A 14,409-nucleotide genomic window follows, 5' to 3' on the forward strand; every position below is an offset into this window, starting at 1 on the left:
CCGGATGGCGCAGCGAAACTGGAAGGAAGATTTTAAAAAATTCATCAAGTTTGGCGTGACCGGCGGCATCAATACCCTGGTGGATTTTCTGGTCTACACCCTGCTGGTCACCTTCTGTTCGGCCAACCTGTATCTCGCCCAGACGGCTGGGTACGCCTGTGGAACGCTCAATAGCTATATCATCAACCGCAGCTGGACCTTTCGCAGCCGCGAACGGTTTTTCAGCCGCGAGTTAGTGCGGTTTGTAGCGGCCAACCTGATTACACTGGCGATTTCCTTTGTTGCAATGTATTTTTTGCAGCAGTGGTTCCCCTCCCTCAACCGCATTGTGTTGAAGCTGCCGGTGGTCTGTATCACTACAGTGGTCAACTTTGTACTCAGCCGGCTGTGGGTATTCCGGGAAAAAACAGATTGACAGCGGCCTGTGGGTTGCGTATAATAAAGTACCCGAGGGAGGGATGGAGATGGCAAAGGAAAACACCAAAACGATCGCGGAAAACCGCAAGGCTCGTCACGACTATTTCGTCATCGAGAGCTTTGAGGCCGGGATCGAACTGTTTGGAACCGAGGTCAAATCCATCCGCCAGGGGTCGGTCAACTTAAAGGACTGCTGGTGCGACATCAAAAATGGCGAACTGTTCGTCATTGGGATGCACATCAGCCCGTATGAAAAGGGCAACATCTTCAACCGCGATCCGCTGCGTATGCGCAAGCTGCTCATGCACAAACGCGAGATCGCCCGGTTGTACGGCCAAGTCAAACAGATGCAATACACACTGATCCCGCTGTCGCTCTACTTCAAAGGGTCGCGGGTGAAGGTGCAGTTGGGGCTGTGCAAAGGCAAAAAGCTGTATGATAAACGCGAGGATATGGCCCGGCGGGACGCCAAACGCGACATTGACCGCGCCATGAAGGACCGCAGCCGCGGCTAACCAATCTATTTTTAATATGGGGGCGTAAAGGTTTCGACGGGGATTACGAAATATGAGAAGCGAGTAGAGACGCACGATCTCTTTAAAATGTGCAAACTAAATATAAACGCTGATTCTAACGAATTAGTCGCTGCCTAATTAAGGCAGCCGTCTTACCCAGGAGGACCACGGCTTGGGATAAGGCGTCGATGAGTGGTGAACGATCCCACTGAGCGCCTCGTAGGTTGGATTGTATCAGGGGCTACCAACATGCTTGAAGCCTGTTTATCGGCGTCTCGCTGAGGGAATTTGAAATGATAAACTGCACTCGGAGATGCTCGTATGGACTGATTTTCGGACACGGGTTCGATTCCCGTCGCCTCCACCACGTCGCCGCAAGCGATATGACGCTTGCGGCGACATTTTCATGTCACCGCTCGCTCATTCTGCTGCGGCTCCTTTCCAAACCGGACCCGCTTTCGCTTGGCTCCGGTTTGGGGCCGCCCTGCGGGCGGCTTTTTCCGTTATCAGGAAAATAGCGATTTTATCCACCCTTTCCAATTTGATCGCTGGTCGCACCCCCGGAGCTGGGTTCGATGAGAGAAGCATCAGCTCCACCACCAAAATACCGCATTAAAATCACATTTCTAATGCGGTATTTTCATCTTATAACCCACTTTTTCAAGCACATAGTTTAATACGACATTCGCTTTTCAATTTCTCCTTTCGTTTTTGGGTGACCGCACAATTGACAGTCACACGTCCGCTTGGTATCATCAATGTAATATAATTTGTCGTCACCTGCAAAGGTGGTGAGGGTAGAAACTTCTTTTGTCATCTCTGTGTCTCTGCGTCGTCCTCCGCGAGGAGGACGTGGATAGAAACTTGCGACTCGATAGACAAAAAGGCTGGATGCGCCCCGTTATACGGGCATGGCACCCAGTCTTTTTTGTTGTGTGATGATTGCGCGATAGGCGCTTATGGCTGAGGCAAGTGCACCATCGACTTACGGAAGATGAGCCGCACCTCGGATCAGCGCTGCTTTGCTCCCATCTTCGCCTCTGGAGATATAAAATCAGTTGCGCTTTTCAACAAATCGCAATCGACCTCATATCTCCAACACACTCGCATAACTGCGTGATTATCCCGATGAATCGGGGGGTAAGAATACTTCCGCCTCCTTAAGCTGCTTTTCCTGAGATCTGTTTTGTCATGTATCATCCCAGAACCCCGATATCTATGTCCTCCATACCCAAAATTAAAAACATTTTTCGTCATCTTGTACAACCTGAATATGTTATTCGTGTTTTTTTGCGGCTTACTGGTATATCCTTCCTTTTAAGGGGGAATTTATATGTCTCTAAAATCCAAATTTTCCAGTGAGGCCCTCCGGGCTCGCACCGCTCTGGGACTCACCCAGCAAGAGGTTGCCGACGCCGTTTCCACATCTGTGCGCTGGTATCAACACATTGAGAAAGGCACCTTCATGCCGGGGAATGTCCTTATGCTTCGTCTTATTTTTTTCCTCGAATTGGATATCGAGGTGTTTAGAGAGGAGGAAGAAATCAATGTTCCAGTACGTTCCCGTTAGAGAGTTCTTATCTTTTCCGGGTCTGGGGGCTTATCAGTCCTTTGGCCTAATGGCATACCAACCCTTTGGCAGCGAATCTATTTTTGTATCAGACGTTTCAATCGACAGCTTTTTTGTTTCGAAGCTGGCATACCTCTGCACAAAAGAACAGCTTGATCCAATTCATCTACTGGATGTTGTTCTGGATTCTATCTGAAGAAACATGCAAAAAATCCGTTCATGGACTGCCATGAGCGGATTTTTGTAATTACATTAAATTATCTTTTTTCATCTAATTCCGGTCAACGTCCATTTCGACCATCCGACCGTGAATTTTAGTGTGCATCGCATAGATCTCACGCACTATCTTACTTCCCCCCTTGCTCTGCGGGACAGCCTTTTGTTTCTTCACAAATTTCTCCTTGTTTCGACGCTATTCTCCCGATCTCTATTTGTTAAAAGTGTATAATTTGTAAAGAATCGTCATTTTCCCCAGAAGTATGCTTCATGGTAGTGTTCTTCATTTACAGGTAAAATTTTCCTATCTTCTCTCAAAGTTAGGAGGATTTATCATGTATGAATACAAAGATATTTTTAAAATGCATCTTCGGGTGGTAGTCATTCAATATCGAATTGGCCATGGCCTGACGCAAGAGGCCATGGCTGAACTTCTGCACATTTCACCGCGTGCCTATTGCGCAATGGAGCAAGGTGATTACAGCTTTTCCGCTACTACTTTCGCCTTCTTTCTGCGCCTGTTGCCGCCCGAGGAAGTATCCAATTTTCTCGATCAGTTTGGCAATCTCATAGAGCAGGTGGAAATGGGAAACGAACTTTTACCCGTCTAATCCAGCTTTTATGAATCCCTACCTGCCGCCCTCCCGGGTGGCTTTTTTTGTCCGCCCAACCAGCCTCACTTTCGTCTAACACAATCGTATCAAAGAAAAACTTTCCAAGTAGTTTGCGCACTTTCTGGCCGGTGGTATCTTCTATATCATATTACGCACAATGAAGTATACCATCACCTTACCTCATGACTGAAAACCCAACTCTTTTTTCTTATTTTTAAATTTTTTTATATACCAGTTGATTGTTGTTAATATTAATGATATGATATAGTAAAGTTTATTAATATTAGGCATTAAATATAATATTGGCTGTTTATTATCTGCTTTCACAGCAGGGCTCTTATGGAGGAGCACAGTCTTCAAAGTGTGTTTTCTCGTTGAGAGGTATCTGTTCCCAAAATTGTGCTCGAGCACACAATTGCTTAGTTGTTATATTCACGAAATAAAAACAGCCCAGAAGCCGCTATACAGATAATAGCATTCTGGGTTGGTTTCTTGGGATTCAAACGTTCCGGCAAACAAAAGCAATTTTTCTTTTTTAAATTTACGTGCCCGAGCACGAATTGCGGTGCCTCGGCTTTTTATTCCAGAACACATGAATTAAGTTGATAAGTCTGTGATTTATAACACAAATAATGGCTTTCGAGGAGGTGACTGGAGTTTCTTAGAATAGGCAAATAACAGAAGAGGAGGATGAAAAAGAAAAGAGAGGATGAAGGCGTCCGATGCATTTTTCAGTGCTTTGATGCGAACTTAGTTCCGCAATGAAGAGAGAGATTAAAATTCTATTTTGACTTTATAAAGGAGAGAACGACAATGTTGAAAAAGCGCATTATTTCGGTTCTTACTTCCTTAGTTCTTTGTACGGGCCTGATGCCGATGACGGCAATGGCGGCCGATGAAGAACCATTCGTTCAGCCCAATAACCCGGTTATCAAATCCATATTCACGGCTGACCCGGAAGCGCACGTGTGGCCGACAGAGCCCAATAAGCTCTATATCTATTCGTCCCATGACCCGTATCCCTATGCCGGCTGCAATAACATGGATATGTACCATGTTTTTTCAACCGAAAACATGGTGGATTTTGAGGACGAAGGCGAAATCCTGCGCCGCTCGGATCTGAACGACCTCTCTTGGATTACACCCTCGACAAGCAACAGCAGCTTCATGTGGGCACCCGACGCGGCCTATAAAGACGGCTGGTATTATTTCTATTTCCCCGTATCCAGAGACGTTAAGAACTGGGGGGCCACCTGGGAAACCGGCGTGTTGAGAAGCCGTTACCCCGACAGGGATTTTGAGCGGATTCCCGCAGAGGATGTGGACGCCAACCCCGGCAAGCCGTGGCTGGGCTTCATCAGAGATTCCGGCTCGACCGACGGCTACAACAACATGTATGACGTTTGCGTCCGCGTATACGACGGAGAAGCGTACATCTACAACGGCGCCGCTCAAACGTTGTGGCAGGGCAAGCTCAAAGACGACATGGTTACCCTCGACGGCAAGCTGGAGCTGGTATCGACGGACAACCGCAACACAGCGAACAATAATGGCACCCCCGAGGCGTACAACCGGCTTCAACATTATCACGAGGGTCCATCCGCGTTCAGAAGACAGAATGCAGATGGCGAGTGGGTTTACTACCTGATCTATCCGGGCGGCGCTGGCACCGGCCCCAACGGTCTTTCTGGCGATAGCTTTTTCTACTGCATGGCTGATTCCCCGCTGGGCCCGTGGGAAGACGCGCAGATATTCTTCAACCCCACCGGCTGCGGCACCTCTCATGGCTCGATCACCGAGTTCAACGGCAAGTGGTATTGGTTCTACCACACGCAGGACCTCTCAAACATCGGCGAGCAACGCTCTGTCAGCGTGGAAGAAGTGATCTTCAACGACGACGGCAGCATCCAGCGGTTCAGCAAGACCTCGGAAGGTGTTCTGCAAAACGGCCCTGACTATGAGAAACCGTCCGGTTACATTTTGGGCGCTGAGGATGCGGTCATTGACGGCACTGGCACCCTCCCGGTGTTGAGCACCGATCCGGCGGCGGGCAACGGCGGCGCGGTTCTCACCACATGCGGCGCAAACAACACAACGATCACCTTCAACGATGTGGACGGCGGCGAGACCGGCAGCCGTGCGAGACTCAGATTCCACTACTCCACGCCGGATGCTGTGCCCAAGCTGCAACTGTTTGTAAACGGCGTCGATTATAAAGGAATCAACTTCCCGAAAACCGGCGGCAACTCGTTCTACTCGGAGATTGAGCTCACCACAAAGAGACTCAACCCCGGCAAGACCAATACCATCCAGCTCAGCGGCATCAATCAGGGCAGAATGAACCTCAATTATATCGAAGTCATCCTGCTTGACGACGAGCCGGCTCCGGGTTACTTTGATTTGACGGTCACCCAGACGGAAGGCGGCACCGCAGAAGCAAAGTGGAGCCAGCAGGATGCCGGTGAGAGCCTGAACGTGGCGGCTGGCTCGAAGGTTACCCTGTCCTACGACGAAGGCGCTGGCGAATTTGACGGCTGGGAAGTTGTGAAACCCGAGGGCCTGGTCATCACCGACAACTCCTTCTACATGCCGTACGGCGAAGTGGAAGTCAAACCGATCTTTGACAACGAGGGCAACGCCCGCAGACCGATTATCTCGACCCAGCCCAAGGATGTGACCGTTATTGTCGATACCGAGGCCGAGCTTTCGGTAGAGGCTATGGTAAAAGACAGCGGCGTAGTGACCTACCAGTGGTACAGCAACACGACGGATTCGAACGTCGGCGGCACTGAGATCGCTGGCGCCACCAGTGCCTCGTTCAAGCCGTCCACGGCGGAGATCGGCACCTTCTATTACTATGTGGTTATCACCAACACCAATGCAGATGCAGTGGGCTCCGAGAAGACGGCGTTTGTAACAAGCGACGTCGCTACAGTGCAGGTCGACCCGGCCCCCAGCACCGAATGCGACATCGTTTCTATTGGCGATCCGTTCGAGATCGACGGCACGGATGTCACCGCTACTGTGTCCAACCACGTCACCGCAATGGATATGAACGAGATGGTCCAGGTGAGCGACGACGCAACTTGGATGATGTACAGCGACGCGGAGTTCACAACCGAGGCCCTCAAGGTTGTCAGCCCGGTGCTGCCCGGCGATAACGTCAGATACATCAGAGTTACCGCACAGGATGGCATCACGACGAAGGATTATACCGTTACCATCACTCGCGAAACCAACACGATCGGCAAAGTTGCCTCCGCAGTGGACGGCACGATCGATCCCGCGAGCTGGGGTGGCAAGGTGTTCACCCTCGCTGAGGGCCTCGAAGGCACCGAAATCCTGTTCGGCACCAACCCGCCGAAGGGCTTCAACGCCGACATCTATCTAACCTATGACGAGAACAATCTCTATCTGGGCCTGGATGTCACAGACCCGAATTGGACAGCGGCCAAGGCCGGCGCGAACCTCTGGCAGGGCTGCGGCATTCAGCTCAACCTATGGAGCGGCAGAGACGGCGGCAGATCGGAATACGGCTTCGGCCTGACCGCGGACGGCCCGTCTCACTATCAGTGGTCCACCGCTTCTGGCGCTACCACTCTGCCTCGCGACTACAGCAACTACGAGATCAAGAGAATCGAAGGCACTGATACATTTATCTACACCATCGCCATCCCGCTCGATTCCTTTAGAAAAGACGCGGATGCCAACCCGCTGACCGAAGGCGAAGAGGTGTTGTTCTCGCTCAGCTACAACTATCCGTCGGCAACCAACATGGATTGTGCCTTTAATATGGGCTTCCACAGCAAGGCTCTGAACGATGCCCGCTACCTGATGTTGGGGTCTGAAATCGCGATGACCCTTACAACCGACGCCCACAACGTCAAAGCCGGCGATTATTTTAATGTGAACGCGAGCTTTATCAGTGAGCAGGCCAGCAATGTCGTGGTACTTAACTACACCTTTGACGGGGACAAGTTCGAGTATGCCAACTACACGCCCGCCGACGGCATTGCCGTGGTAGATGCCCAGTATGGCGACGGTTTTGCGAAGATCACCCTGATGGCGCCCAATTACAAGGTGAAGCAGCTCGGCGACATCATGTTGCATGCCAAAGAGGATGCAGCCCTTAACAGGGAGCAGCAGGGCGTGCAGGTCAATGCGGAGTATGTCCTGATCGACGGAGAAGGCGTTAAGACCATCAAAGAGGCGGCGGCTTCCACCTCCTTTACAACCATTGGCAACGGCACCACCGATCCTGTGGTTCCTGGGGACACCAACGACGACGGTATTCTCGATTTGATCGACCTGTCCAACATGATCGACTGGTTCGGCACCACAAGCGGCGATGAGAAGTGGGATGTCCTCTGCTTCTTTGATTTCAACAACAACGGCGAGATTGATATCTCCGATATTGCCTATCTCGCACGGCAGCTTTAACAGGCTATAGGATCTGCCCGCCCCGCAGGCAGGCCGACGGCCCGCAGACTCCCGGTTCGTCCGGGGTCCGCGGGCCATTTTTTATTTCTATCCACTATTGGGAGGCAAGCCCGCGTTCCTGTTATAATCGAGAAAACGAGAGTGGATTGCTAAAATGCAGGATGTGCCAGCGTCCATTTCCGACTGCAAGCCGCTCCGCTTCGTCCCGATTGACGGCGTGAAACATGCTTTCCTATCCTGCCAAAACGTAAATTTTTCTGTCAATATTTCTTGACAGAATGCTCCCGCCTATTATATGATGAATCCGTTGGCTTTCAAAGCGAACCGGTCTGCCAACGCCTCCGGCGATGTCGGAGGCGTTTTATTTGCCCCTCGGGACTGGACCAATTTCAAAACAGGGAGCATCGTCTGTGGAACAGAAGAAAAACGCATTTATAAAAGGGCTGCGCGACGGCGTCCCGATCTGTTTGGGATATCTGTCGGTGTCCTTTACCTTCGGTATGATGTGCACCCAAAACGGGCTGCCATTTTGGATTGCACTGCTGATTTCAATGACCAACCTCACCTCGGCCGGGCAATTCGCCGGTACCGCACTGATCATCGCGGGAGGGGGATACTTGGAGATCGCCGTCACCACCTTTGTCATCAACATCCGCTATATGCTGATGTCCCTCTCCCTGTCGCAAAAGGTGGAACCGCGCATGACCACCCTACAGCGCAGCCTGCTCTCGTTCACGGTGACTGATGAGATCTTCGCTGTCGCCATGCAGGAAAAGGGACCGGTCACCGCAGCATATTTTGCGGGGCTCTCCTTTACCCCCTATTGGGGCTGGGCACTTGGAACCTTGTTCGGCGCGACAGCCACCAGCCTGTTGCCCGCCGCGCTGCGCAGCGCGTTGGGCATTGCGATCTACGGCATGTTCCTTGCGATCATCGTCCCGCCCGCGCGCAAGGTTCGGTCGGTCGCTGTGACCATTGGGATCGCGGTGGTGCTCAGTTGTATCTTCCAATATGTTCCCTGGTTTGCGGGGCTTTCGAGCGGCTGGAAAATCATCCTCTGTGCTGTCATCGCCTCCACCTATGCGGCATTCCGCTACCCGGTGGACGAGGGAAAAAACGGAGAGGGGGCGGCCGCATGAACTACACCCGCATCCTGACCGCTATTCTGATTATGGCTTTGGTCACCTATATCCCGCGCATGATCCCGCTCACCTTTTTGCGGCGGAAGATCAACAACCGGTTTATCCAATCGTTTTTGCAGTATGTGCCCTACGCTGTGCTGGCGGCCATGACCTTTCCCGATATCCTGTCCTCCACCGCGACCACCGCATCGGCTGTGGTTGGGCTGCTGGCCGCTCTGGCGCTCGCCTACTGGGGCAAGGGCCTGCTCACTGTCGCGCTCGGTTCCACTGCGGCGGTCTTTCTCACCGAACAGGTGCTGCGACTTCTTGCTATATAAAACTTGATGCACCTATGGTTCCACGACGCATACAAGGCCAATACGCTTTTACCCATCAAAAAGCTCCCAGAGGGATGATCCCTCCGGGAGCTTTTCGATTATGTTATCATCGAGAGGACGCTGTTCCGCTGCACAGCCTGTTCCGCGATCTTCTGGTATGTCTCCCCTTACTCCCCCAAATAGGTAAAACGGCGGATGCTTCTTCCATCCCGCTCCACCATTTCGTTCCACATCGATGCTGGGCGCACCCAGATGCCCCGTTCGCCGTAAAGCGCCTGATACACCACGTATTCTTCCAAAGTTTCGGAGTGGCGCGCGAGATACAGCACCCGGTACTCGTTGCCCTTAAAGTGGCGGTAACGCCCCGGCAATATTGCTGGCTCCATTGCGATTCCTCCTCATTCTGTGAGCAGCAGCTCCACCGGGCAGTGGTCGCTGCCCAACACCTCGGCATGAATCTTTGCGCCGGCGATGCGGCCTTTTAACCGTTCAGACACCAAAAAGTAATCGATGCGCCAACCCGTGTTCTTCTCCCGCGCATTGAACTGATAGGACCACCAGCTGTATGCCCCGGTGAGATCGGGGTAAAGCATACGAAAGGAATCGACAAAACCGGACTCCAACAATTCGGTGAGCTTCTCGCGCTCCTCGTCGGTGAAGCCGGCGTTTCCCCGGTTGGATTTGGCGTTCTTGATGTCGATTTCCTCGTGCGCCACGTTCAAGTCGCCGCAGATAATCACCGGCTTGCTCCGATCCAGCCCACAGACATATGCGCGGAAGTCCTCCTCCCACTGCATCCGGTAATCCAGGCGCGTGAGGCCGCGCTGCGAATTGGGGGTGTACACATTCACAAGGTAAAAGTCCGGATATTCCGCGGTGATCACACGCCCCTCCTCGTCATGCCCCTGCACACCGATGCCGTAGGTAACGCTGAGCGGCGGCACCCTGGTAAACACGGCTGTGCCGGAGTACCCTTTTTTGACGGCGCTGTTCCAATACGCCTCGTAGCCCTCAAACGAAAAATCAGCCTGCTCCGGTTGCATCTTGGTCTCCTGCACACAGACAGCATCGGCGTCGATCTTTTCCATAAAACCGGCAAAGCCTTTATTCATACAGGCCCGCAGGCCGTTGACATTCCAGGAAATCAGCTTCATAACCCTTCCCCTTTCTAAAAAGTGGTGCCTCTATTATAGCGGATCTACACGAAAAATGGAAGACGCTGCAACAAAGAGCCGCGGCCCCCCAAAAGCGAGACCGCGGCAAATCGCCTTTTAATCGTGCTTAATCGCCTCAAGGGCGCTGATTTTGACAGCGCGGTTGGCCGGCGTAAAGCCGGAGACCAGACCGATCAGGATACCGAACAGAACCGCGACCAAAACGAGCCACGGCGGAATCAGCGACACCTGGCCGCCTCCGCCCATACCCATCATGCCGCCCATCATGCCAAAACCTCCGGAGCTGCCGTCGCTCATGATGCCCAGCGCCATTTTGATCATCTCCCAGTTGTTGATGACCCAACTGATACTGAAGCTCACCAACGTGCCCACAATGCCGCCGAGCAAGCCAATGATGCCCGCCTCGGTCAGGAACATGGCGCGGATATTCGGGATTTCACAGCCGAGCACCTTCATGATGCCGATTTCACGGGTTCGTTCATAGATGGACATGACCATGGTGTTGGTGATACCGATGGCCGCGACCACCAGGGAGATCAGGCCCAAACCGCCCAAAATCATGCTCTGCTGTTGGATCTGCTTCTGCATGGGTTTGCGGATGCTCTCCATGCTGTTGGTCTGAAGCCCGAGCGTCTCGGAAATGTAGCTCTCGACCGACTCGACATATTTGATGTCGGAGCACTTGACCACGGCATTTTCATAGCCTTTGGACGAGTTGCTGCTCTCCTTAATTTTGTTGAGCTTCTTATATTCCGCAACCATCCGGTTCATATCGTCGATCGACATAAAAATCGATTCCTGCGTCTCCCAGCCCTTGCTGAAGTCGGCCACGAGTACGCCCTGCACCTGCGTTTCGTACTCGACCAGTTTCGTTTTCTCCTCGTCTTGCCGGCCGATGCGCAGGGTGATCTCATCCTTCATCACATCGACGTAGGGGTCCGGGATATTGCCGTTGGCATCGGGGTAAGGGTAAACCCATCCGTCGCGCTTCTTCACATTGTAGAAATTGTACGCGGCCTGTTCTCCCATCACAATGGGGATCTTTTTGCCGGTTCCCTCGGTCAGGTAGCTGCCTTCCTTCATCTGATAACCGAGCTTCTCCATCGCTTCGGGGTAAATACCCACCACTTGGCCGCTAAACCGGAATTTTTCGCCCACCCAAAACTCCATGGCGCTCCAGTCGGCGCGGGCAAGCGGCGTCGCAACCTCGACGCCCTCCAATTCGGAGATCTGTTTGAGCACCTTGTCATCCAAAACAGGGGCTTCGCTGCTGCCCGAACCGCCTCCCCCGCCGTAGTTGTAAATCTCGATCTTGGTCAGGTCGCCCATCTGTGCGAGCGCATCCTCCTGAATCTTGGTCATACCGAGGCCCAGGGAGATGGTGACAATGATCGCACAGGTGCCGATGACCACGCCGAGCACGGTGAGGATGGTGCGCATCTTGCGGCGGAAGAGGTTGCGGAAGCACATTGAAATTAAATCAAATGTCTTCATCTTGTTCCTCTTCCCTCTTGGCTTTCACTTTTTTCACGATGATGGTCGCAGTCAGGCCCGCCACCATCAGTCCGCCGACCACCGCCATGACAATGGTGGCCGCTGAAGTCTGGTTATTTTCCTCCGGCATGGGCATGGGCATATTGGCCATACCGTCGTCCGGGTACATGCCGCCCATATCCATCACCGTGGCGGAAAAGGGCCGCTCGATCTCCTTCTCGTCCCCTTTGGCGTCCTCATAGATAATCACGACCTTGCCGCTAATCGAACCGGAATCATTTGCGGTGAACGAAAAATCGATCGTTCCGCTTTCACCCGGCGCGATGTTGCCGATCGTCTGGCTGTCGCTGATGCCCGGCACATCCGATTCCAGACGCGCGGCTAGGTTGGATATGGTCGTTTTGCCTTTGTTGACATATTCGACGCTGAGATAGGTGCTGTCGCCCGGCCAAAGCTGGCTGGGGACGCTCAGCTCGCCGATGCTGAAGCGGTCGAGCTGAACCACCGGGATGGCGAGCTCCTCTGTGCGCTCGCCGGTCTTTCTGGTCTTATCCAGTATGTACTCATAAGTGAATTTGACCGTCACCTGCTGCGGTTTGGGTTCGGTGCTGCTGAAGGTGGACATCTGCAGAGTCTTGGTCTGTTTCTCGCCCTTGCCCAGTTTTTCGATGTAGGTGGAGTTGGAGCCGTTCGCAATTGCGAGATCGGTGGTTGTGGTGATATCCATGATGATGTTCTCAAGCGCGAGGGTGTCGCTGGTGTTCTGGAAGGTGATGGTCAGCGGGAACTCGCTGCCCGCCATGACCTCCTGACCGCCGTAGTTGTAACCGGTGACGATGATGTTGGGGGTCGCAATCAGGTAGCTGTCCTCGTCGTCCTCGCTGCCATCAGTCACAATGGCTTCTGCAATTTTAGTGACGACCGTACCGCTGCTCTCATGGTAAGTGCGATCGGTGGAAGAGGATTCATCCGAAGAAGAGTTGCTCTCTTTATAGTAAGTATAGCCTACGTCGAAACTCATGGTGCGGCCTTTTCCGTTAAATTTAACATACGCTTCCACTTCGAGCTCGAGGTATCCACTTGAAGAACCCCGCACGCGGGTAACGGAACTTTCAAAGTTCCCATCCGTATCAATGACCGTATCAAAATATCCGCCATTTGATGCGACAAACCCGCCAGTAAATCCATCTACTTCGTCATCGTTGACGCTTCGATCCAAAACGGTAAATTCCACACGATAACGATAACCTTCTTTCACCTTCTTGGTCGGTTCGTCATCGATATCATTTCCATCGCTGTCCACGCGGTAAAACTGCGGCTTGGTAATCAGGCGGAGAGAGCCAGTTGAAGTCGGCAACTCTCCGTCATCGTCCGAGGAAGACGAGCTGCTGCTGTCATCGTCATTTGCGGCAAAAGCGATTTGGGTGAACAACATCCCAAAGGTGGTGAGCAGCATCAGCGCTGCCAGAAAAATACAGATCACTTTGGTAAACTTGCTTCTAACTTTCATGGTTCTACTTTTCCTCCTGTGCTGCCCGCGGGGAGTTCCCCGCCCTCCGGCTCTAATCTAAGCTCTTCCTCTACATCCGGGTCGTCTTCTTCCAAAATCAAAGGCTCCTCCGGCGGGGATTCTTCCGTGTGGTGCACCGTCTCCTGGTTGGAGAACTGCCCCTCCAGCACCAGATGGTCCATCCCCGGCCCCCTGCTGATGTCCGACACGATCTTGCCGTCAATCAAATGGATGACGCGGTCCGCATACTCCGCGATCTCCGGGTCGTGCGTTACAATCACCAGGGTTTGGTCGTTTTCCCGCGCCATCTGTACCATCAACTGCATCACCTCGATGGTCGTCTTGGTGTCAAGGTTCCCGGTCGGCTCGTCCGCGAACACAATGCGCGGTTTGCTGACAAAGGCGCGGGCAATGCCCACACGCTGCTGCTGTCCGCCTGACATCTGCGTGGGTTTGTGGTCACAGCGGTTGCCCAGGCCCACACTTTTGAGCATCTGGCGGGCGGCCTTGTTGCGCACCCCCTTGCCCACCCCTTTGAACATCAGCGGCATACTGACATTCTCCAGCGCTGTCAAAGAGCTCATCAGATTGTAGGACTGGAACACAAAGCCCACATACTTCTGCCGGAATTTTGCAAGGCTCGCCTCATCCATGCGGGCGATATCGCGCTTGCCGATGAGCACCTGCCCGCGCGTGGGGCGCTCCAGCCCCGCCAACATGTTGAGCAGCGTCGACTTACCAGAACCCGAGGTGCCGAGGATACAGCACACCTCTCCGGTATAGATGGTCACGTTGATGTCGTCCAGCGCGATCACCTTTTCACTGCCGAGCTTGTAAACCTTGCGAAGATCTTTCACCGTAATCATCGCTTTTTTCAATGGCTATCCCTCTCTAGTCTCCACGTTCATCCCATCCGGTCCGCAGCGCTGCCGCGAAGCGGACCGTTTCATTTGAATTAGTATGTTTTTTTGCACGGATTGTTGCACCCATTTCGAGAAA

Annotated in this window: 13 protein-coding genes and 1 other RNA gene; 9 read left to right on the forward strand and 5 right to left on the reverse strand. The window is 52.8% G+C overall.

Annotated features, from left to right (window positions below):
* The first annotated feature begins 4 nt into the window (after positions 1-4).
* The 9 genes from H8711_RS02520 to H8711_RS02555 all read left to right on the forward strand — a co-directional run bounded on the left by H8711_RS02520 (position 5) and on the right by H8711_RS02555 (position 9,231).
* Complete coding sequence (locus H8711_RS02520; RefSeq protein WP_249281967.1) at positions 5-415, forward strand: GtrA family protein; 411 nt, start codon at positions 5-7, stop codon at positions 413-415.
* A 49-nt stretch (positions 416-464) separates the two neighbouring features.
* The gene (gene smpB / locus H8711_RS02525) at positions 465-932 is read left to right on the forward strand and encodes an SsrA-binding protein SmpB (RefSeq protein WP_249281968.1); all 468 of its coding nucleotides are present in this window, start codon (positions 465-467) and stop codon (positions 930-932) included.
* Positions 933-950: 18 nt separating this feature from the next.
* Positions 951-1,299: a transfer-messenger RNA gene (ssrA, locus tag H8711_RS02530) on the forward strand.
* 966 nt (positions 1,300-2,265) lie between these two features.
* Positions 2,266-2,502 carry a helix-turn-helix transcriptional regulator gene (locus tag H8711_RS14315; RefSeq protein ID WP_425516127.1) on the forward strand — a complete coding sequence of 79 codons (237 nt, stop codon included), beginning with the start codon at positions 2,266-2,268 and terminating at the stop codon, positions 2,500-2,502.
* On the forward strand, positions 2,480-2,698 hold the full coding sequence (locus H8711_RS02535; protein WP_249281969.1) for a hypothetical protein: 219 nt from the start codon (positions 2,480-2,482) through the stop codon (positions 2,696-2,698). The genes H8711_RS14315 and H8711_RS02535 overlap by 23 nt, the downstream gene beginning before the upstream one ends.
* Positions 2,699-3,053: 355 nt before the next feature.
* Positions 3,054-3,329, forward strand: a complete 276-nt coding sequence (locus tag H8711_RS02540; RefSeq protein WP_249281970.1) for a helix-turn-helix transcriptional regulator — start codon at positions 3,054-3,056, stop codon at positions 3,327-3,329.
* Positions 3,330-4,145: 816 nt separating this feature from the next.
* Positions 4,146-7,772 (forward strand): family 43 glycosylhydrolase, encoded by a 3,627-nt coding sequence (locus H8711_RS02545; protein WP_249281971.1) that lies wholly within the window; start codon positions 4,146-4,148, stop codon positions 7,770-7,772.
* A 410-nt stretch (positions 7,773-8,182) separates the two neighbouring features.
* Positions 8,183-8,911, forward strand: coding sequence for an AzlC family ABC transporter permease (locus tag H8711_RS02550; RefSeq protein ID WP_249281972.1), 729 nt, complete (start codon positions 8,183-8,185; stop codon positions 8,909-8,911).
* Positions 8,908-9,231, forward strand: a complete 324-nt coding sequence (locus tag H8711_RS02555; protein WP_249281973.1) for an AzlD domain-containing protein — start codon at positions 8,908-8,910, stop codon at positions 9,229-9,231. Before H8711_RS02550 ends, H8711_RS02555 begins: the two co-directional genes overlap by 4 nt.
* A 167-nt stretch (positions 9,232-9,398) precedes the next feature.
* Here the strand turns inward: H8711_RS02555 and H8711_RS02560 are convergent, their stop codons facing one another.
* The 5 genes from H8711_RS02560 to H8711_RS02580 all read right to left on the reverse strand — a co-directional run bounded on the left by H8711_RS02560 (position 9,399) and on the right by H8711_RS02580 (position 14,288).
* Positions 9,399-9,617 carry a DUF1653 domain-containing protein gene (locus H8711_RS02560; RefSeq protein WP_249281974.1) on the reverse strand — a complete coding sequence of 73 codons (219 nt, stop codon included), beginning with the start codon at positions 9,615-9,617 and terminating at the stop codon, positions 9,399-9,401.
* 12 nt (positions 9,618-9,629) lie between these two features.
* Complete coding sequence (locus H8711_RS02565; RefSeq protein WP_249281975.1) at positions 9,630-10,385, reverse strand: exodeoxyribonuclease III; 756 nt, start codon at positions 10,383-10,385, stop codon at positions 9,630-9,632.
* Positions 10,386-10,502: 117 nt separating this feature from the next.
* On the reverse strand, positions 10,503-11,900 hold the full coding sequence (locus H8711_RS02570) for an ABC transporter permease (protein WP_249281976.1): 1,398 nt from the start codon (positions 11,898-11,900) through the stop codon (positions 10,503-10,505).
* Complete coding sequence (locus H8711_RS02575; RefSeq protein ID WP_249281977.1) at positions 11,887-13,410, reverse strand: COG1361 S-layer family protein; 1,524 nt, start codon at positions 13,408-13,410, stop codon at positions 11,887-11,889. The genes H8711_RS02570 and H8711_RS02575 overlap by 14 nt, the downstream gene beginning before the upstream one ends.
* Positions 13,407-14,288: an ABC transporter ATP-binding protein gene (locus H8711_RS02580; protein ID WP_343274468.1), complete on the reverse strand. Its 882-nt coding sequence runs from the start codon at positions 14,286-14,288 to the stop codon at positions 13,407-13,409. The genes H8711_RS02575 and H8711_RS02580 overlap by 4 nt, the downstream gene beginning before the upstream one ends.
* Positions 14,289-14,409 lie beyond the last annotated feature (121 nt).

Origin of the sequence: Ligaoa zhengdingensis, from assembly GCF_014384885.1 — a bacterium.
Lineage (GTDB): Bacteria > Bacillota > Clostridia > Oscillospirales > Ruminococcaceae > Ligaoa > Ligaoa zhengdingensis.

Excerpts from the sequence above, each read along its gene's own strand:
- H8711_RS02520 (WP_249281967.1), top strand. The coding sequence starts at position 5 with ATGGCGCAGCGAAACTGGAAGGAAGATTTTAAAAAATTCATCAAGTTT.
- smpB (WP_249281968.1), top strand. The coding sequence starts at position 465 with ATGGCAAAGGAAAACACCAAAACGATCGCGGAAAACCGCAAGGCTCGT.
- H8711_RS14315 (WP_425516127.1), top strand. The coding sequence starts at position 2,266 with ATGTCTCTAAAATCCAAATTTTCCAGTGAGGCCCTCCGGGCTCGCACC.
- H8711_RS02535 (WP_249281969.1), top strand. The coding sequence starts at position 2,480 with ATGTTCCAGTACGTTCCCGTTAGAGAGTTCTTATCTTTTCCGGGTCTG.
- H8711_RS02540 (WP_249281970.1), top strand. The coding sequence starts at position 3,054 with ATGTATGAATACAAAGATATTTTTAAAATGCATCTTCGGGTGGTAGTC.
- H8711_RS02545 (WP_249281971.1), top strand. The coding sequence starts at position 4,146 with ATGTTGAAAAAGCGCATTATTTCGGTTCTTACTTCCTTAGTTCTTTGT.
- H8711_RS02555 (WP_249281973.1), top strand. The coding sequence starts at position 8,908 with ATGAACTACACCCGCATCCTGACCGCTATTCTGATTATGGCTTTGGTC.
- H8711_RS02560 (WP_249281974.1), bottom strand. The coding sequence starts at position 9,617 with ATGGAGCCAGCAATATTGCCGGGGCGTTACCGCCACTTTAAGGGCAAC.
- H8711_RS02565 (WP_249281975.1), bottom strand. The coding sequence starts at position 10,385 with ATGAAGCTGATTTCCTGGAATGTCAACGGCCTGCGGGCCTGTATGAAT.
- H8711_RS02570 (WP_249281976.1), bottom strand. The coding sequence starts at position 11,900 with ATGAAGACATTTGATTTAATTTCAATGTGCTTCCGCAACCTCTTCCGC.
- H8711_RS02575 (WP_249281977.1), bottom strand. The coding sequence starts at position 13,410 with ATGAAAGTTAGAAGCAAGTTTACCAAAGTGATCTGTATTTTTCTGGCA.